The organism is Streptomyces olivoverticillatus (assembly GCF_014203555.1).
GTDB lineage: Bacteria > Actinomycetota > Actinomycetes > Streptomycetales > Streptomycetaceae > Streptomyces > Streptomyces olivoverticillatus.
Genome location: NZ_JACHJH010000004.1, coordinates 122,737 through 140,197, shown reverse-complemented (window position 1 = coordinate 140,197; position 17,461 = coordinate 122,737). Strand labels below are relative to the sequence as shown.

Below are 17,461 nucleotides of genomic sequence, written 5' to 3'. Positions count from 1 at the left end.
GGTGAACGATCGAATATGCGTCCGAGCTTCGCTGTGCTCGGTTCGGCGGGAGGGGTGCGCGGAAGCAAACGCCGTGGAATCCCGGCGAATTCGGCTCCGGCCGGGGCGGTCAGCCCTCGTAGTACACCGTGAGGACCGCCCCGCCGACCTCGATGCGGCGCAGGCCCAGGCCCCCGCCGCTGCGCAGTTCACGCAGGCAGTCGCGGAACATGGCCATTTCCTCGCCGGTCAGCACGGCCGCCGCGAGGTCGAGCAGTTCGGCGACGCTTCGATCGGTGAGCACGTGGGGCAGCTCGCCGGAGAGCAGCACCACGGATTCCCCGCAGCGACCGCGCACCACGGCGTTGGACGTCGACCCACCACTGACAACGAGCACACATTCCCCCTGGCTTCGGGCAGGTCGAGACGATAGCCCGGGAGAGGCTTGATCTACGCGCGGATCGGGAATATTCGCGGGATTGGATCGTTTCGGGAACCGGGGGTGGCGCCGGGGGCGTCCGGGACGGAATTTCCGTACCGGATACGTCAGTTCATTCGGCTTTCGGGCCTCGTTCGAGCAGGGATTCGACCAGGGCGGCCACATGCCTGCGGTCGTCCGCGGAGAGCCGCTGCACACTGGCGATCAGCAGGTCCACCTCCGGATCGGGGTGGCTCTCGGGCGCTTCCTCGGCCGCCGGGTAGAGGTGGATCCCGCAGGCCTCGGCCGCGGCCCGGCGCACGGTGTCCAGCGGCAGCTCCAGGCCCTTGGCCAGCCCTTCGAGCGTGCCGGGCTGGGGCATGCGCACCAGGCGGTCCGTGGTGGCCAGGTGGTGCACGGTCGAGCGGGGGATGCCGCCTCTGCGAGCGACGTCCCCGTAGGACCACCCCTGCCGGTCCAGTCGCTGTCTCATGATCTGCTGCAGTGCGTTGGCCACTGACGGTCGCTTCCTGCTCTCGGCTGGCTCGGGCCTGCTCGGGTGGAAACGATTCTACGGCGGGCGGTGGACCGAACCGCTTGCGCGGTGCCGACGAACGCCGCTAGTGTCCAATCTCGTTGGACAGCTCGTCCGACCGCATCGGACGCGGGCCGGGGGGTCCTGCCCGTACCCGAATGCGCACACCGTGCACCACCTTCCCGGAGGGGGAACCACCATGCTCGACGTCAACGAGCTCGAGGCCGAGTCCGCCGAACTGCTGCCCGGCCGCGAGGCGCTGGGGAAGCTGAAGTTCAGCTTCACCCGGACGACGAACGTCACCAAGCATGTCGCCCACGTCTCCGCCCACAACGAGTCGGCCGCGGCCAACATCTGCTCGCCGGAGGCCGTCGCGCAGTCGCAGGCCTCCCAGTCGATCGCCATCCAGCAGTAACCAGCCCTCGCGGCGCGGCACTCGCCGCGCCCCGTCTCTTCCGTTCCGCCGAGTTGAAAGGCACTGCCATGAGCATGAACCCGAACGAGCTCGAAGCCGAGTCCGCCGAGCTGCTGCCCGGTCGCGAGGCGCTGGGGAAGCTGAAGTTCAGCTTCACCCGGACGACGAACGTCACCAAGCACGTCGCCCACGTCTCCGCCCACAACGAGTCGCTGGCCGCCAACACCGACTCCCCCTTCGCCGTCGCGCAGTCCGAGGCCACCCAGGCGATCAGCATCAAGCAGTAACACCCCGGCGCCCGGCAGGGGGCGTCACAGCACGGCCCACGCGGTCGGCGGACCGGGCCAGGGGGAAGGGCGCGGTCCGCCGAGGGGGGAAACAGGGGACGGTTCGCCGAGGGGGAGGAAGCAGATGACGGTGGTCGGAGACCACGAGGCCGGCCGCAGCCGCCATCGCAGGGGCGACACCGCGACCGTCATGGTCGGCACCGGGGCGGACCCAGACGTCCGGACAGGGGGCGGCACGGGCGCCCCGGTGCCGGGGCCCGGCGGATTCCCGTACGTCTCGTTCCCGGAGATGTACGGGGAGGGGGATGCCGAGACCCTGGAGCTGCCGGTGGTACGGCAGCCCGTACCGCAGTCACAGCCCGCCGGGGCCCTCGTCCCACGGCTCAGCGCGGGACTGCGGCTGCACGGCGAGTACCAGGGCTCGGGGTTCACCGAGCCCAAGTACATCGCCCGGCGCGGCGACGGTCAGGTGGTGCAGCTCTCCCGGCTGCTCCACCTGACCGCGTCCGCCATCGACGGCGTCCGCGACATGGCCGCCGTCGCCCGCGAGGTCAGCGCCGGATTCGGCCGCGAGGTCAGCGCCGAGAACGTTGCCTACCTGGTGGAGCACAAGCTCGACCCGCTCGGCGTCACCGTGCCCGACGGGCAGGAGGACGACGAGGTCGACGGACCCCGCTCCGACCTGCTGCTCAGCCTCAAGGGCCACCGCGTCGTCTTCAACGAGCGCAAGGTGGCCGTCATCGCGCGCTCGCTGGCCTGGCTGCACCGGCCGGCGGTCGTGGTGCTCGTCCTGCTGCTCGCCGTCGCCATGGACACCTGGCTGTTCGGCTTCTACGGCGCGATGACGCCCGTACTGCACGTGCTGGACCAGCCGTTGCTGCTGCTCGCCGTGTTCGCGCTGACCGTGGCCTCGCTGGTCTTCCACGAGTTCGGGCACGCCTCGGCGTGCAGATACGGCGGGGCGCATCCCGGCTGCATCGGCTGCGGCCTCTTCCTGATCTGGCCGTCCATGTACACCGACGTCACCGACGTCTACCGGATCGGCCGCGCCGGCCGCATCCGCACCGACCTCGGCGGCGTCTACTTCAACGTCGTCTTCATGCTGCTCCTGACCGGCGCCTACTTCGCCACCGGACAGCCCTTCCTGCTCAGCGCCGTCTACCTCGGCCACTTCGAGGTCCTCGAACAGCTGATGCCCGCCGTCCGCCTGGACGGCTACTTCATCCTCGGCGACCTCGCCGGGGTGCCGGACCTCTACGGCAAGATCAAACCGATTCTGCTGTCCATGCTGCCCTGGCGGCCCACCGATCCCGCGGTCGCCGACCTCAAGCGCTCCACGCGGGTCATCGTCACCACCTGGGTGCTGACCATGGTCCCGCTGCTCGTCGGCGACCTCTGCTACGCGCTGTGGAACCTGCCCCGCCTGGTCGCCACCGGCATCCGCTCGCTCACCGGGCAACTCGCCGGCACCTACGAGGCGTTCGCCGACGGAGCGGTGGCCAGCGGGCTCGCCGGTGTGCTCGGCAGCATGATGCTGATCTTCCCGCTGGCGGGCATGACGTACCTGTCGATCCGGCTCACCGGTCGGCTCGGGCGCAACGCCCTGCGGGCCACGGCCGAGCGGCCGCGGCTGCGGATCGCGCTCGTCCTGGCCGTGACCGGCGTGGTGACGACCCTTGCGCTCGCCTGGACCAGCGGCGTCACGCCCAAGCCGCTGCCGCCCGCGCCGCCGATCGCCCCGATCCTGCAGCCCAACGTGGACCCGGCGCCCCAGGTGCCGGACCACGCCGCGCTGCCCGGCCTCGACCCGGCCCAAGGACACAAGCCGGGCTCCCCGGTCCCCGACGGCGCCCTCCCGGCCGCGACGCCGCTGCCGTGGCGCACCCCGCCCGCCCAGCCCGGCCTGCCCTCCCCGCCGCCCTCCGCCGCACCCACCGCGGCGCCCACGGCGCCCGGCGCCGGGCACACGGCGGCCCCCAAGCCCTCCGCCCCGGTGCCCGCGCCCGTGGCCGTACCGCCCGCCGTGCCCTCCAAGCCGGCGCCCGCGGCCTCCACGCCCGCGCCGCCCGCCTCGCCGCCCGCCCCGCCCGCGGCCTCCACGCCCCCACCCACGGCGACCGCCCCCGGGCCGCCGCCTTCCCCGGCGCCCACCCTGCCGCCGGCCAAACCGACACCGTGATCACCAGCCTGTCCGTGTAAGTGATCGCACGTCGTCAGTGATCGCACGTCGCGCTTCGCGGTGAGCCGGCGCACCGGCCGCCACCGCGGGCCCTTCACCGCCTTTACGGCATTCACAGCCTTACGGCGCTCACAGCCGTCACAGATTTCACAGGAGGAATCCCATGAACCCCACGTCCCGCTGTCTGCTGAGGATCGGCCTGCTGGCCGCCGGGGTGGCCACCGCCGCCACCGCGGGCCCCGCCCAGGCCTCCGAGGCCGTCGTCGTCGCCCGCGACGGCGTGCGCACCACCGCCGACCACCGGCACCACGTCCAGTACCGCGACAGCTTCACCGTCCACCAGTTCGGCACCGTCGTGGGCGCCGGCCTGCGCAACAACGCCGACGCCAAGTCCGTCGGCTGCACCGCCGACGACGCCTGCCGTTCGGTGGCGCTGTCCTTCCAGATCGTGACCCTCTCGGGCGACCATGTGCACCTCAACGCCGTGAACGAGGGGCACGCGGTCAACGAGCACTGCACCGGGTGCCAGACGCTGGCGGGCGCCTACCAGTTCGTCCTCTCCACCGCGCACCCCGCCGCCCTCACCCAGGACACCAAGCGGCAGCTCGACGACATCCACCGCCGCCTGGACGCCCTCGGCGCCTCCCGCCTCCCGGCCACCCAGCTCAAGCAGCGGGCCGACGCGCTGGCCGCGGAGGTCAAGGCCCTGCTGTCGAAGCCGGGTGCTACCACAGTCAAGGGGACCCGGCCTGAGGTCACCGTGCACCGTCACCTGGACGGATGGCCGGGGCACTGATTTTGGGGGCTCATGCGGAATAATCGGGTGCATGTCGCCTGAGCCAAGCTATCGGGAGCTGCGTCGCGCCAAGTTTGCGCGACGCCTCCCTGATTCTCTCGCGGACCTCAACGGCCCCGCCCACGGCGTTGTCGATCTGCCGCTTCACGTCTGCTGGTCGGGACTGTGCAGTTTCGACCTCGACCATCCAAAGCTGCGAATGAGCCTGTACCGCATCGTGATGGCCGAGGGACAGCGCGATGATTTGATCCAGTTCCTCAACCGCGATCTGCTGGTGATGTTGTGGCCGGTGCTGCGGACACTGATCAGCCGTGATATCCGGGACGTCTGGGAAGGCGCCTTCACCGAGCTCTCCACGCACGGCAAGCAGAAGGCGGCGTGAAGATCCCCGAGTTGCATCGGCGGCTTCTTGCCGACGTGATCGCTGTGGGTACTCCGTATCCGCTCGTGCTCACCGGCGGCTATGCGGTGCAAGCTCATGGCCTGGTTGACCGTGTCAGCCGCGATCTGGACGTCGCTACGGACACATCTGCGCAGTTGTCGGACGTCGCTTCGTCCCTGCGAGCGGGGCTGGAAGCGCGTGGCTGGCACATCGCGCAGCTGGAACTCGATGCGCTGTCGGCTCGCTTCATGGTGACCGACCCGGCCACCTGCGAGGACTGCGAGGTCGACATCCTCAAGCAGACGATGAGCGGTGCGCCCTTGCAGACCGTGTACGGTCCGGTGCTGCCCGTAGAGGATGTCATCGCCGCGAAGATGGTGGCCCTGGCCGAGCGGGGTGTAGCCCGAGATCTCATCGATGCCCATGCCGCCTCCGCGCGTTGGTCCCATACCGAGTTGGAGGAGTACGGGCAACGGCACGCGTGGGGCGGCTTCGACCTTGCGGACCTCCGAGCACGGCTGGAGGGAGCGGAATGGATGGACGACCGCGAGTTCATCGACTATGGGCTCGACGAAACCCAGATTGCCGGACTGCGCCGCTGGGCCCAGGAGTGGGCCGACGACATCGGCGAGCGGCTGGCCGAGGAAGCGCCCTACGAGGAACCGCCCTCCGAGGAGGAGTGAGCGGCAGCGCTCACTGCGGCGGGTTGCCGTGCTTGCGGCTGGGCACCGGCGCGTCCTTGGACCGCAGCATCGCCAGCGCGCCGATCAGCCGGGAGCGGGTCTCGGCCGGGTCGATGACGTCGTCGACCAGGCCCCGCTCGGCCGCGTAGTACGGGTGCATCAGCTCGTTGCGGTACTCCTTGACCTTCTGCGCCCGCACCGCGCCGGGGTCCTCGGCGGCCGCGATCTCCCGGCGGAAAATGACATTGGCCGCGCCCTCGGCACCCATCACCGCGATCTCGTTGGTCGGCCAGGCCAGCGAGACGTCCGCGCCGATGGACCGGGAGTCCATCACGATGTAGGCGCCGCCGTAGGCCTTGCGCAGGATGAGCTGCACGCGCGGCACGGTCGCGTCGCAGTAGGCGTAGAGCAGCTTGGCACCGTGCCGGATGATGCCGCCGTGCTCCTGCGCCACCCCTGGCAGGAAGCCCGGCACGTCCACCAGCGTCACCAGCGGAATGCTGAACGCGTCGCAGGTCTGCACGAAGCGGCTCGCCTTCTGGGCCGCATCGATGTCCAGCACTCCGGCCAGTGAGGCGGGCTGGTTGGCGACGACGCCCACGACGTGCCCGTCCAGCCGGGTCAGTGCGCAGATCACATTGGTCGCCCAGGCCGGCTGGATCTCGAAGAACTCCCCGTCGTCGACGACCTCTTCGAGCACCCGGCGCATGTCGTAGGCGCGGGAGGGGTCGGCGGGCACCAGGTCCAGCAGCCGCTCGGTGCGCCGGTCCACCGGGTCGGACGAGGGCTCGTGGGGCGGGAGTTCACGGTTGTTGGACGGCAGCAGGGAGAGCAGGTAGCGGACGTCGTCCAGGCAGCTCTCCTCGTCGGCGTACGCGCCGCTCGCCACCCCGGACACCCCGGCGTGCGCGTCCGCGCCGCCCAGCGCCTCGTGCGTGATCTCCTCGCCGGTGACCGCCTGCACCACGTCCGGGCCCGTGATGAACATCTGCGCGGTGCCCCGCACCATGAACACGAAGTCCGTCAGCGCCGGGGAGTAGGCAGCGCCGCCCGCGCACGGCCCCAGCACCACGCTGATCTGCGGGATCACCCCCGAGTTGCGCACGTTGCGGCGGAAGATCCCGCCGTAGCCCGCGAGCGCCGTGATCCCCTCCTGGATCCGGGCGCCGGCCCCGTCGCACAGCCCCACAAGCGGGGCGCCCGCCGCCTCCGCCAGGTCCATCACCTTGTGGATCTTCGAGGCGTGGGCCTCGCCCAGTGCCCCGCCGAAGATCCGGAAGTCGTGGGCGTAGACGAAGACCGTCCGCCCGTACACGGTGCCCCAGCCGGTGACCACGCCGTCCGTGTACGGCCGCTTGTCCTCCAGCCCGAAACCGGTGGCCCGGTGCCGCCGCAGCCCCTCGATCTCCGTGAACGACCCTTCGTCGAGGAGCAGTCCGATCCGCTCCCGCACCGTCAGCTTGCCCTTGGCCAGCTGCGCCTCGGTCGCCCGGGCGCCGGGCCCGCGCCGCACCTTCTCCCGTATCCCGGCAAGCTCCGCGACACGGCGCCGCACATTCGCCTCACTGTCGTCGACGATGCTCATGCGTGCCCTTTCAGCCGAGGTGCACCACTTGACCGACGAGCCTGAGCCGGGCGGCTATCGGGGCTCTGGAGGCGGGCTGGGGGATGGGTGGGGACGCTGGGGCGCCGGAGGCGCCTCACCGCCGCCCGCGGGGCAGGGCCAGGGCCGCGGCCGTCGTCACCAGGAGCAGCAGGGCCGCGGTCAGCAGGCTCAGGTGCATGCCCGGGACGAAGGAGGCGCGGTCGGAGACGAGGGCGCCGAAGACCGCCACGGCCAGGGCGCCGCCGGTCTGGCGTCCCGCGTTGAGCACACCGCCGGCCATGCCCGCGCGGGCCGGGTCGATGTCGCCCAGCATCACGGCGGTCAGGGACGGGACCGCGAAGCCCAGGCCGATGCCGAGCGGTACGAGCATCAGCGCGATCAGCAGCTTGTCGGTGCTCGCGTCCACCCCGAGGAGGCCCAGCAGCCCGAGCGCGCAGACCAGCTGTCCGACGGTGATGGGCATCCGCGGGCCGAAGCGGGCCGCGGCCTTCGCCGAGCTGACGTTCGCCACGGCGACCAGCGCGGTCATGGGCAGGAACATCAGACCGGCGGCCACGGCCGACTGGCCGAGCACCTGCTGGAAGAACAGGCTGAGCACGAAGACCGTTCCGTAGAAGGCCGCGTTGACCGCGAAGCCGATCGCCAGGCTGACGGAGGCCGTACGGGAGCGGAACAGGTTGAGCGGCACCATCGGGTCGGCGACGCGCATCTCGGTCACCACGAAGGCGGCCGCAGCCAGGGCGGCGACGAGCAGGCCGGCTATCGCCGAAGGCGTGCCGAAGCCGGAGGCGCCGCCCTCGATCACCCCGAACGTCAGGGCGCCCAGCGCGATCACGGCCGTCAGCTGGCCCAGCGGGTCCATGGAGGCAGCCCGGCGCGGCGAGCTCGGCACCCGGGCCAGGACCGCGAGGGTGAGCAGACCGACGGGGATATTGAGGAAGAAGATCGCCTGCCAGCCCAGCGAGCTGGTCAGCGCCCCGCCGACGACCGGACCGGCGGCCGTCGAGACGGCACCGCCGACCGTCCACAGCGCGATCGCCCGGGCCCGCTCGGCCGCCTCGGGGAACGCCTGGCGGACCAGCGCCAGCGACGAGGGCAGCATGACCGCCGCCGCGGCGCCCTGCACCAGCCGGGCGCCGATCAGGGGAACCAGCGAGGGAGCGAAGCCGCAGGCCACGGAGGCCGCGGTGAAGACAACCAGCCCGGCGGCGAAGGCCCGGTTGGCCCCGATCCGGTCCGAGAGCGCGCCCGCCGACAGCAGCAGCGCCGCGAACATCAGCGTGTAGGCGTCGACGATCCACTGCAGCCCGGCGGTGGTCCCGCCCAGCGTCCGTCCGACCGCGGGCAGCGCGACGTTGACGGCGGAGGCGTCCAGGCCGATCACGAAGAAGCCCAGGAGAGCCGCGCCGAGCACCACCCGGGACGACACCTGTCGGGGTGCGGCTGCGGCTGCGGCGGCCGGGGGCGAGGTGCGGGGTGCAGTCGGCCGTTCTGCCGTCGGCTGTTCTGCAGTCGGCCGTTCGCTCAAGGTCGTGGTCATGTGGTCCTCCGGGGCGCTCAAGGTGGCGGGGGTCGTTGCCTGTTCGCTGGTCACCAGACTGGGCCGACGTGCGGGAAGAAGGCAGACCGCGCTTTTCCGGGGTGTGGCGAGCGGGGGTGTGACAGGGCCCCCCACGCGGCTGCCGGGCCCCGGCAGCCCGCTGGCAGACTGACCGCATGACCGACCAGACCGAGCTGGGACGATTCCTGCGGGCCCGCCGGAGCGGCGTCCGCCCCGCCGACGTGGGGCTGCCGGCCGGCCCCGGAGTGCGCCGGACCCCCGGCCTGCGCCGCGAGGAACTGGCCACCCTCGCGGGCGTGAGCATCGACTACTACACCCGCCTGGAGCGCGGAAAGGAGACCCGCCCCAGCCCCGCCGTGGTCGAAGCACTGGCCAGTGCACTGCGGTTGAACGACGAAGAGCGCACCTACCTGCGCGAACTCGCGGCCCAGGCGGCCCGCCGCGCACCCGAACCGCGCCCGCGCCCCTCCCGCACCGTCCGCCCCAGCGTGAAGCTGCTGCTGGAGACGGTCCGCCCCAATCCGGCGTACGTCGTCAGCCGCACCAACGACCTGCTGGCCGCGAACCCCGGCGGCATGCGCCTGCTGCACGGCATGGCCAACTGGCCCGCACGGCAGCGCAACACGATTCGCTACACCTTCCTCCACCCGGCCGCCCGCGACCTGTGGCCGGACTGGGAGCAGAAGGCCAAGGGCTGCGTCGCCCAGCTGCGCGCCGTGGCGGGAAGCGATCCGGACGCCCCGGACCTGGCGGCGCTCATCGGCGAACTGGTGGTGAAGAGCCCGGACTTCAACCGGCTGTGGGAGCGGTACGAGGTGCGGAGCATCGGCGATGGTGCGAAGACCTTCCACCACCCGTCCGTCGGCACGATGACCCTCACCCACGAGGTGCTCTCCCTCAACCGCACGGACGGCCAGCGCATGGTGATCTACATGGCGCCGCCCGGAACCCCCGACCACGACGCGATGACCCTGCTCGACCTGGCGGATCTGGAGACCGAAGAAACGGCGGAGACCGCGGCGGAAACGGCCGTGGAAACGGGCACGGGACGGGGGTCGCAGGCCTCCGGGTAGCGGGGTGGGCCCGGGGCGGCCAGAATCGGACTGCGGGATACTGGCATACCGGCACAAACCGAGAGGAATCCGTTATGGCTCAGGAGAACCCGATCGATGTGCAGCAGGTCCTGAAGGGCGCCCACTACCCCGCGAGAGGCAAGGACCTCGCCCGGCTCGCCGAGGACAACAAGGCGAGCAGCGACGTGGTCAGACGCCTGCAGGCCCACTCCAAGGACACCTACAACAACCCCACCGAGGTCCAGAAGGACGTCTTCGGTACGGGTTGAGAACCACGACAAGCCCCAGGCCGTCCGCCTGGGGCTTGTGCACTGGAGCGGGATCCGCGCCGGAGCGGGATCCGCGCTAGAACGGGGTTTCCGGCTTCCCGGGTACCTCCGGAACGGGGCGCCGGAACACTCCGAACACAGCGAGGGCCATCACGAGGGCCCACCCGTCCAGGGCGAAGGCCGCGATGCGCTCCAGGCCGCCCAGGCCCGTTCCCGGATCGAGCTGACCGAAGAACATCACCGTCGCAATCACCGCGGCCGCGGCGAGCGCGAGGGTCGTGCGGCGCTGCCCGCCGAACAGCGAATCCCGGCGGACGAATCCGGTGCAGACGAGCCCGATGTTGCCCAGCCCCATGATGAAGAGCGCACCCAGTACGTGGAGGTTCTCGTCGACGTCCGCGGGCACGAGGCCGACGATGACCCATCCCACGGCGTTGACGACCATCAGAACCCTGGCGCTCACCGACACCGGCCCGCGGCCCCAGCAGGCGCCGGCCAGCAGCGTTCCGGCGAGCAGCAGGACGCCGTGGGCGATGAACGAGGCGTTCATGGCGGCGTGCAGGGGCGAGCACACATAGCGGGGGCGGGAGACGTCCCAGGTCTGGCAGTGGACATTGCCGAGGTCGCTGATGTTGTTGGCCGCCCAGCTGTAGGGCGTGCGCCAGCCGGCCTCCACGGCCAGCTGGACGACGAGGAACTGCACGACGGCGGTGATCCACAGGGCCGCGCCGATTTTTGCGGCACTGGTTCTGGGGGCCATGGAGATTGGGGCTTCGGAACGCGCCGCGGGTTTCGATTTCACGATTGCCTTTCAGGGCCGCGAATTGAGTCGCTTTTCCTTCGTGAACGCTCTCAACCGGTGGGGCGCCTGCGCATCGCTGTGACGGGGGAATTGCAAAATCCCCTGGCAGAGGGAGTCCGTACTCGCTCTTCCGGGGGAGGTGCGCCGAGGAGCCTGAAGGTACTGTTCAGGCCGTGAGCACCGTGATTCGTCCGCTCTTCGGCCAGGCCGCGTACCGGAGTTGGGTGTACGCGGGCATCGGCGCGGCCATGAGCCTGCCGCCGATGGCCCTGGCCCTCGTCGTGGCCTCGCCGAAGTGGCCGACGGCGCTGCGCACCGTGGGATTCTGCGTCGCGCTGTGCGCGGTGCTCGTGGCCATGGGCGCTCCTCGTGCGGCGCGCCGCGGGTGCATCCGGCTGGCCAACGGCCTTGCGGCCACCGGTCTTTCCGAGCCGCCGGAAGCGCCGGCCCCTGCCTGGACGGACCGGCTGCGGACCTCGGCGTACTTGGGGGCGCATATGGCGGTGGGCGGGGCGGTGACCGCGGTGGCCTGCCTCGCGGTCTTCGCGGCCCTCATCCTCCCCACCTTCTGGCTGAGCGGTGGTGGGCCGGTGGCGAGTTTCGGCTGGACCGTCCCCGTGGAGCCCGGATGGCCGGGGCTGTGGACGGTGGCTGCAGCCGCCGGATGCCTGGCGCTCGCCGGATACGCCGCCGTCGGCGGTGCCGCGGTCCTGCGCCTGCTCGCCCCGCTCCTCCTCGGCCCCCGCGCCGCCGAGCGGCTGGCCGCCGCGGAGCAGCAGTTGGACCTGCTGGCCCAGCGCAATCGACTGGCCCAGGAGCTGCACGATTCGATAGGCCACACCCTGACGGCCTCGACCATCCAGGCCGCCGTCGCAGCGGAGCTGATGGACAGCGATCCACACGCGGCCCGACGCGCCCTCAACAGCATCGAGGAGACGTCCCGCACGGCGATGGACGACCTCGACCACGTGCTCGGCGTCCTGCGGGAAGGGCAGTCGCCCACCACACCGCAGCGCACCCTGGCCCACCTGGGCCCCTTGACCGAGCGGGTCCGCGGGGCGGGCGCCCAGGTGCACGTCGAGACCGCGGGGGACCTCACCCGAATACCGGCCGTCGTGTCCCGCGAGGCCTACCGCATCGTCCAAGAGGGCCTGACCAACGCCATGCGCCACAGCGACATGGCGGGCATCACCCTGCGCGTCGCCGTTCGGGACGGCTGGCTGGAGGTCGAGCTCGTCAACCCGCTCGCCGCCACGGTGCCCTTCCGCCCGGGCAGGGAGCGCGGGCACGGACTGACGGGGATCAGCGAGCGCGTGCGGCTGCTGCGCGGCGAGGTGTCCTCGGGGCCCACGGACGAGCACGGCACGCACTGGCGGCTCGCCGCACGCATACCGCTACGGTCGGCGCCATGAACGCGAGCGGCAGCACCGCCCCCGACCCCGACCCGCCGGTCACCGTCCTCATCGTCGACGACGACGAGCTCACCCGCACCGGACTGCGGGCCCTGCTGTCGGCCAAGCCCGACCTGGACGTCGTCGGCGAGGCCGCCGACGGAGCCGAAGTGCTTCCCCTGGTGGAGCGGCTGCGCCCCGACGTCGTGCTGATGGACGTGCGGATGCCGTCCGTCGACGGCATCGAGGCCACGCGGCGGCTGCGCTCCGCGCTGGCCGACCCGCCGAAGGTCATCGTCATCACCACCTTCGAGAACGACGAACACGTCTACGACGCCCTGCGGGCAGGCGCCAGCGGGTTCATCCGGAAGCGGGCGCCGTCCCAGCAGATCGCGCATGCCATCCGGTTGGTGGCCACCGGCGACTCCCTCCTGTTCCCGGACGCCGTCCGCCGGCTGGCCGCCGCCAGGCCCGTACCGCGGCACGCGCCCACCGGCAGGGCGGCCGCGCTCACCGGCCGCGAGAGGGAAATCCTGCGGCTCATGGCCAAGGGCCGGTCCAACCAAGAGGCCGCCACACAGCTGCAGGTGAGCCTGGAGACCGTCAAAACGCACGTGGGCAACGTGCTGACCAAGCTGGGCGCGAGCAATCGCACCCAGGCAGTCGTCCTCGCCTATGAAGAGGGCCTGATGGGCCCCTGGGCAGCAGACGCGTGACCACCGGAGCGGCGGCCTCGCGCCGGGACCGGCCCGGGATCAGTCGGCGAGGGCGTCGGCGGGCGAGTCCCGCCAGGGGGTGACGGCCGGGGAGTGGACGTGGACCGCGACAGGCACCTTGATCACACCGCCGCCCTCGGTCTCGACGGCCAGGGCCGTGGCCTGGGTGCCGTCGCCGGGGGCGTCCTGACGGTCGAGGGCGACGCCCTCGTAGCCGGCCCAGCCGGGCTCCAGGATGGTGGGACCGCCTCCGAGGCCGCCGGGGGCTTCGGCGCGGACCTTCTCGTTCTTTCCGCTCTTCCCGTTCATTCCGTCGAAGGTGACGAGGCCGATGATGCCCAGGTTGCAGCGCTTGCCGCTCTTGTTGCGGGCGGTGATCAGCAGGTGGTTCTCCGGGCGAGTCACGGGAGTGGCGGTGACGGTGAGCTGCGAGGCCCGGCAGTAGGCAATCCCCGCCTGAGACGAGCCGCCCTTCGCCGGGGACGGGTGGGCCGTCGGGGAGTGCTTGGCCGCGGGCTGCTTGGCCGTCGGTTGCGTGACCGAGGTGGGAGCCGCGGCGGGCTCCGCGGCCGGTGCGGATGCAGTGGCTCCGGATGAGGCGGGGGACGGGCCGGCGCAGCCGACCAAGGCGGCGGAGCCGAGGGCGAGGGCGGCGAGCGAAGTGAGGGTGCGCGGCGCGGACATGAGGAATTTCCCGTCGGGTGGATCGCACACTGGGCGATGAGTCCGGTCGGCGTGGCCGACCGGCTGACGGCGCAACTGTGCGGCCGGTTTCGTCCCAGTGGGGTCCGTGCCGGGGAAGTTGGAACCCTGGAACGGTTCCGCCCCCTCTCACCTGGGGGAATGGTCGAGCCTGGAACGTGGTTCCGGGGCGAGGGGGAGGGTGGAACAGTGCGGGAGACCGATCGGTTCGCGGAACTGATGCGCGAGCTCAAGGAGCGTTCGGGACGCAGTTACGGCACGCTCGCCAAGCGCCTGCACTCCAGCACTTCGACCCTGCACCGCTACTGCAACGGTGCGACGGTGCCCTCCGATTACGCCCCGGTGGAGAGGTTCGCCAAGGTCTGCGGGGCGTCGGCCGACGAACTGGTCGCCTTGCACCGGCAGTGGATCCTGGCGGTCGCGGAGCGCCGCCGGGCGACGGCGAGCGCCACCGAGGACACCGGGCCGGTCCCCGTGGAACCGGAGACCGCGGCGGCGCCGGACGGAGAAGCGGCGCCACCCCCGGTGGTGGAGCCGACCACCGTCCGGATACCCGAGGCGGGGACCGGGCGCCGCAGGCGGCTGTTGCTCGCTGCCGCGGCGGCCGTCGCCACCACCGTGGTCGCCGGCACCGCCGTCGCCGTCTCGTCCTTGGGAGGCTCGCACTCCGGTGCCGCATCTCCCGCCGTGCGGCACAGCGCGTCGCGGGCGGCGTCGCATGAGGGCACGTTGAGAGAGGCGGCGGGCACGGTCACCGCGGACGGCCGGTCCTCGTCCCCCGCGGCGACACCGACGCCATCGGCACAGGCGGCATCCCGGGCGGCTTCCCCGCATGCTGCTGAGGAGAAGGCAGCGGCAGGCAGCTCCCCGGACGCCGCCGCAGCCGACCCGTTCACCGTCAACGTCCTGCCCGACAACTGGGAAAGCCCCTGCGACCAGTGGTTCGCCCTGGACCAGGAGCCCGGCAAGGTCCCACCGCCGCCCGCCCGGCACGCGACCGACGGCTGGGCCGCGGCCCTGCACGCCGTACCGGCGGGTCACCTGCGGATGCAGGTGACCGTCCAGGGCACGGACAACAGACCCGTGGTGCTGCACGCGTTGTACGTCCACGTGGACGGCGCCCGCAAGGCACCGCGCTGGAACGCGTACACCATGGGCTCGGGCTGCGGCGGCGCGTTGGCCCCCGCGTCGTTCGCCGTCGACCTCGACGACGCCGTACCGCGACCGCGGCCCGTCCCCGGCAGGGAGGGCGAGAGGCCGACGAGCTCGACCGACTTCCCGTACAAGGTGTCCGTCAACGACCCGCAGGTGCTGAACATCGACGCCTCGACGCTCGGCCAGGACGTCAGCTGGTACCTGGTGCTGGCATGGAGCAGCGGCGACCGCCAGGGCACCACCCGCATCGACGACCACGGCCGCCCGTTCCGCACGGTCGCCCTGAACACCGACCACCGCTACTGGTACAACGCGGGCCCGAACGCCTGGGCGCAGCTGTCGTCCTGACCCTCGGGGCCGCCGAGGCTAACAGTGGACGGCCTGCCCGCTCTGGCGGGTGAGGTTGTCGCTGGACATCCAGCCCGAGGTGCTCGTGCCCTCCATGCGGACGTAAATCCACTTGTTGCCGTAGGCGTTGTTGACCGAGCAGTGGTACCAGAGCTTGGTGCCGGCCTTGGCCCGGGTCACGGCGGGGCACGACTCGTACGGGCCCGTCGTCAGGTGGTAGTCGCCGGTCAGGTAGCCGTAGGCGCCCGGCTTCGGGTCCTGGTGGCTCCAGCCGTTGCAACTCTTCGACACGGCAGTGGCACTGGCACCGGGCTTGCCCTTCGGCGAGGCCGACGAGCGCGACGGTGTTCCGTGGGGGTTTGCGGACGACGGGGGGATCGCGCCGGTGGTCGTGCCTCCGCCCGGCCGTCCGCCGCCCGCCGGGGAGCTGACCCCGGACGGCGCCTGCGCCTCGCCGCCGGTCGTTCCGTCCTGCTTTCCGGTCAAGGCGTACGTGATGCCGCCTCCGGCCAGCACGACGAGGGCGGCGGCCGCTGCGATGAGAGGGCGGCTGCGGCGCCGTCGGCGGGCGGGCGCTTCGGGCGGGGGGAAGCCGGTCTGCGGAGGTTGCGGGGAAGGCTGGTGGAAGGGCGGGGCAGCGCCGAACCCGGGCGGTGGCGCGTGGGTGGTGGCCTGCGTCGGCGTGGGGGTGACGGCGGCCTGCGGCGGCTCAGGTGCGGGGGCCGGCGGCGCGGGGGCCGGCGCCCTGCCCTCGGCCACCTGCTCCAGCATTGCGCGCGCCTGGTCGGCGGTCGGCCGGTGCTCCGGCTCCTTCGCCATCAGCGCCTGCAGCACCGGCGTGAGCGGTCCCGAGCGCCGGGGCGCCGGCAGGGGCTCGGTGATGATTGCCGACAAGGTGGACCACACGGACGTGCGACGGAAGGGTGACGTTCCTTCCACCGCCGCGTACAGCGTCATGCCGAGGGACCAGATGTCCGACGCGGGACCGGGCTCCCTGCCCTGTGCGCGCTCCGGCGGCAGATAGTCGAGGGAGCCGACGAGTTGACCGCTCTGGGTCAGTTTGGTCATGGCCTCGTCGCCGGAAGCCTCCATGCTGGCGATGCCGAAATCGGTGAGCACGACCCGCCCACCGTGCTCCAGCAGCACGTTTCCCGGCTTGACGTCCCGGTGCAGCACGCCGACCCGGTGCGCGGCGTCGAGCGCGTCCATCAACTTGGCGCCGATCGCCGCGGCCTCATGCGGCTCCAGCATGCCGCGCTCTGCCAGCACGTCGTCGAGCGAGGGCCCGTCGACGAGCTCCATGACGATGACCGGCAGGCCCTGCTCCTCGGTCACGTCGTGCACGGTGACCACGCCGCTGTGCCGGATGCGGGCGGCGGCCTGCGCCTCCCGCTGCATCCGGGTCCGCAGGTCGAGCAGTTCGGGCGTGGTGGCGTCGGTGAAGGCCCGCAGGACCTTGACGGCGACCTCGCGGTTCAGCAGCTCGTCCACCGCCCGCGCAACCACGCCCATGCCGCCGCGCCCGATCACGGCGGTCACCCGGTAGCGCCCTCCGAGCACCTTGCCTATCAGCTCTTCGCCGTTCGCTTCCCCCGCTGCCACCGCATGCTCCGTTCGCCACCGTTCACCATTCGCAAGCGCGCGGCCTCAAGGGTAGAGGGCAACAACACAGGACGAGCCGGGGCGCCGCGACCAGCACCGCGACGCCGGAGAGACCGGCCACCCAGCCCATCGACGACCGGGGGCACCGGCCGGGGTGACCCGGTCATCCTCTCGGCATCCCGATGGAATTGGATGCCCGAAGCTTCTCCCACGACGGTGAAGGGCCTCCCCGCGGCCGGCCAACGATGGGAGCGCCGCCCACCGCCCATGTCCAATGCCATACGGCTGGGATATACATCCCGGCGCGCCCCTTCGAGGGCCGGGATCAGCCCTTCATCTTCGAGCCGCAGACGTATCTCTGCCAGTGCGCCGAACGCACTGGGGGAGGAACTCTCGAAGGTACTGCCCGAGCATTCGATACGAACCGTGTAGTCGTCTCCTGAGAGCAGGCAGAGGAGTCGACCAGTTTGGGTGGTTCCCTGCCCGACGAACTCGATGGGCTTGTCGTGAAGGGCTTCGAATGAGGCGGCCACGTCAGCTCCTTGGCCGGGAATTCGGGTTC

Annotated in this window: 18 protein-coding genes; 11 read left to right on the top strand and 7 right to left on the bottom strand. The window is 71.6% G+C overall.

Annotated elements, in window-relative coordinates:
• Positions 1-109: 109 nt before the first annotated feature.
• The gene (locus tag FHS39_RS14770; protein WP_045932342.1) at positions 110-376 is read right to left on the bottom strand and encodes a hypothetical protein; all 267 of its coding nucleotides are present in this window, start codon (positions 374-376) and stop codon (positions 110-112) included.
• Positions 377-530: 154 nt separating this feature from the next.
• Complete coding sequence (locus FHS39_RS14765) at positions 531-914, bottom strand: helix-turn-helix domain-containing protein (RefSeq protein ID WP_184349809.1); 384 nt, start codon at positions 912-914, stop codon at positions 531-533.
• Positions 915-1,131: 217 nt separating this feature from the next.
• Between FHS39_RS14765 and FHS39_RS14760 the strand changes: the two genes are divergently transcribed.
• From FHS39_RS14760 to FHS39_RS14735, 6 genes are all read left to right on the top strand, one after another.
• Positions 1,132-1,347 (top strand): hypothetical protein, encoded by a 216-nt coding sequence (locus tag FHS39_RS14760; protein ID WP_045932344.1) that lies wholly within the window; start codon positions 1,132-1,134, stop codon positions 1,345-1,347.
• 68 nt (positions 1,348-1,415) lie between these two features.
• A complete protein-coding gene (locus FHS39_RS14755; protein ID WP_045932345.1) occupies positions 1,416-1,634 on the top strand; it encodes a hypothetical protein in 219 nt (72 codons plus the stop codon).
• Between the two features lie 124 nt (positions 1,635-1,758).
• On the top strand, positions 1,759-3,813 hold the full coding sequence (locus FHS39_RS14750) for a zinc metalloprotease (RefSeq protein WP_425507784.1): 2,055 nt from the start codon (positions 1,759-1,761) through the stop codon (positions 3,811-3,813).
• 163 nt (positions 3,814-3,976) lie between these two features.
• On the top strand, positions 3,977-4,609 hold the full coding sequence (locus FHS39_RS14745; protein WP_184349808.1) for a hypothetical protein: 633 nt from the start codon (positions 3,977-3,979) through the stop codon (positions 4,607-4,609).
• Between the two features lie 31 nt (positions 4,610-4,640).
• Positions 4,641-4,991 carry a transcriptional regulator gene (locus FHS39_RS14740; RefSeq protein ID WP_184349807.1) on the top strand — a complete coding sequence of 117 codons (351 nt, stop codon included), beginning with the start codon at positions 4,641-4,643 and terminating at the stop codon, positions 4,989-4,991.
• Positions 4,988-5,674, top strand: coding sequence for a nucleotidyl transferase AbiEii/AbiGii toxin family protein (locus FHS39_RS14735; protein WP_184349806.1), 687 nt, complete (start codon positions 4,988-4,990; stop codon positions 5,672-5,674). The genes FHS39_RS14740 and FHS39_RS14735 overlap by 4 nt, the downstream gene beginning before the upstream one ends.
• A 10-nt stretch (positions 5,675-5,684) precedes the next feature.
• On the opposite strand, the gene FHS39_RS14730 is transcribed toward FHS39_RS14735, so the two are convergent.
• Both FHS39_RS14730 and FHS39_RS14725 read right to left on the bottom strand, forming a co-directional pair.
• Positions 5,685-7,259 carry an acyl-CoA carboxylase subunit beta gene (locus tag FHS39_RS14730; protein ID WP_184349805.1) on the bottom strand — a complete coding sequence of 525 codons (1,575 nt, stop codon included), beginning with the start codon at positions 7,257-7,259 and terminating at the stop codon, positions 5,685-5,687.
• A gap of 115 nt (positions 7,260-7,374) precedes the next feature.
• Positions 7,375-8,820, bottom strand: a complete 1,446-nt coding sequence (locus tag FHS39_RS14725) for an MFS transporter (RefSeq protein WP_184349804.1) — start codon at positions 8,818-8,820, stop codon at positions 7,375-7,377.
• A gap of 176 nt (positions 8,821-8,996) precedes the next feature.
• Here FHS39_RS14725 and FHS39_RS14720 point away from each other — a divergent pair, with 176 nt between their 5' ends.
• The gene (locus FHS39_RS14720; RefSeq protein ID WP_184349803.1) at positions 8,997-9,914 is read left to right on the top strand and encodes a helix-turn-helix transcriptional regulator; all 918 of its coding nucleotides are present in this window, start codon (positions 8,997-8,999) and stop codon (positions 9,912-9,914) included.
• 74 nt (positions 9,915-9,988) lie between these two features.
• Positions 9,989-10,183, top strand: coding sequence for a DUF2795 domain-containing protein (locus FHS39_RS14715; RefSeq protein ID WP_045932351.1), 195 nt, complete (start codon positions 9,989-9,991; stop codon positions 10,181-10,183).
• A 76-nt stretch (positions 10,184-10,259) separates the two neighbouring features.
• Here FHS39_RS14715 and FHS39_RS14710 read toward each other — a convergent pair whose 3' ends face one another.
• Positions 10,260-10,943, bottom strand: a complete 684-nt coding sequence (locus FHS39_RS14710) for a DUF998 domain-containing protein (RefSeq protein WP_184349802.1) — start codon at positions 10,941-10,943, stop codon at positions 10,260-10,262.
• A gap of 215 nt (positions 10,944-11,158) precedes the next feature.
• On the opposite strand from FHS39_RS14710, the gene FHS39_RS14705 reads away from it, so the two are divergent.
• A complete protein-coding gene (locus FHS39_RS14705) occupies positions 11,159-12,397 on the top strand; it encodes a sensor histidine kinase (protein WP_343069585.1) in 1,239 nt (412 codons plus the stop codon).
• Positions 12,394-13,092: a response regulator gene (locus FHS39_RS14700; RefSeq protein ID WP_045932354.1), complete on the top strand. Its 699-nt coding sequence runs from the start codon at positions 12,394-12,396 to the stop codon at positions 13,090-13,092. The genes FHS39_RS14705 and FHS39_RS14700 overlap by 4 nt, the downstream gene beginning before the upstream one ends.
• Before the next feature lie 39 nt (positions 13,093-13,131).
• On the opposite strand, the gene FHS39_RS14695 is transcribed toward FHS39_RS14700, so the two are convergent.
• Positions 13,132-13,776 carry a DUF4232 domain-containing protein gene (locus FHS39_RS14695; RefSeq protein WP_184349801.1) on the bottom strand — a complete coding sequence of 215 codons (645 nt, stop codon included), beginning with the start codon at positions 13,774-13,776 and terminating at the stop codon, positions 13,132-13,134.
• A gap of 207 nt (positions 13,777-13,983) precedes the next feature.
• Here FHS39_RS14695 and FHS39_RS14690 point away from each other — a divergent pair, with 207 nt between their 5' ends.
• Complete coding sequence (locus tag FHS39_RS14690; RefSeq protein WP_343069583.1) at positions 13,984-15,297, top strand: helix-turn-helix domain-containing protein; 1,314 nt, start codon at positions 13,984-13,986, stop codon at positions 15,295-15,297.
• A gap of 18 nt (positions 15,298-15,315) precedes the next feature.
• Here FHS39_RS14690 and FHS39_RS14685 read toward each other — a convergent pair whose 3' ends face one another.
• Positions 15,316-16,899 carry a protein kinase domain-containing protein gene (locus FHS39_RS14685; protein ID WP_184349799.1) on the bottom strand — a complete coding sequence of 528 codons (1,584 nt, stop codon included), beginning with the start codon at positions 16,897-16,899 and terminating at the stop codon, positions 15,316-15,318.
• Positions 16,900-17,461: the final 562 nt, after the last annotated feature.

Bases quoted from the DNA above. Each gene is read 5' to 3' on its own strand.
- FHS39_RS14710 (WP_184349802.1), bottom strand. From the start codon at position 10,943: ATGGCCCCCAGAACCAGTGCCGCAAAAATCGGCGCGGCCCTGTGGATC.
- FHS39_RS14725 (WP_184349804.1), bottom strand. From the start codon at position 8,820: ATGACCACGACCTTGAGCGAACGGCCGACTGCAGAACAGCCGACGGCA.
- FHS39_RS14720 (WP_184349803.1), top strand. From the start codon at position 8,997: ATGACCGACCAGACCGAGCTGGGACGATTCCTGCGGGCCCGCCGGAGC.
- FHS39_RS14750 (WP_425507784.1), top strand. From the start codon at position 1,759: ATGACGGTGGTCGGAGACCACGAGGCCGGCCGCAGCCGCCATCGCAGG.
- FHS39_RS14755 (WP_045932345.1), top strand. From the start codon at position 1,416: ATGAGCATGAACCCGAACGAGCTCGAAGCCGAGTCCGCCGAGCTGCTG.
- FHS39_RS14740 (WP_184349807.1), top strand. From the start codon at position 4,641: ATGTCGCCTGAGCCAAGCTATCGGGAGCTGCGTCGCGCCAAGTTTGCG.
- FHS39_RS14715 (WP_045932351.1), top strand. From the start codon at position 9,989: ATGGCTCAGGAGAACCCGATCGATGTGCAGCAGGTCCTGAAGGGCGCC.
- FHS39_RS14695 (WP_184349801.1), bottom strand. From the start codon at position 13,776: ATGTCCGCGCCGCGCACCCTCACTTCGCTCGCCGCCCTCGCCCTCGGC.
- FHS39_RS14700 (WP_045932354.1), top strand. From the start codon at position 12,394: ATGAACGCGAGCGGCAGCACCGCCCCCGACCCCGACCCGCCGGTCACC.
- FHS39_RS14745 (WP_184349808.1), top strand. From the start codon at position 3,977: ATGAACCCCACGTCCCGCTGTCTGCTGAGGATCGGCCTGCTGGCCGCC.
- FHS39_RS14760 (WP_045932344.1), top strand. From the start codon at position 1,132: ATGCTCGACGTCAACGAGCTCGAGGCCGAGTCCGCCGAACTGCTGCCC.
- FHS39_RS14730 (WP_184349805.1), bottom strand. From the start codon at position 7,259: ATGAGCATCGTCGACGACAGTGAGGCGAATGTGCGGCGCCGTGTCGCG.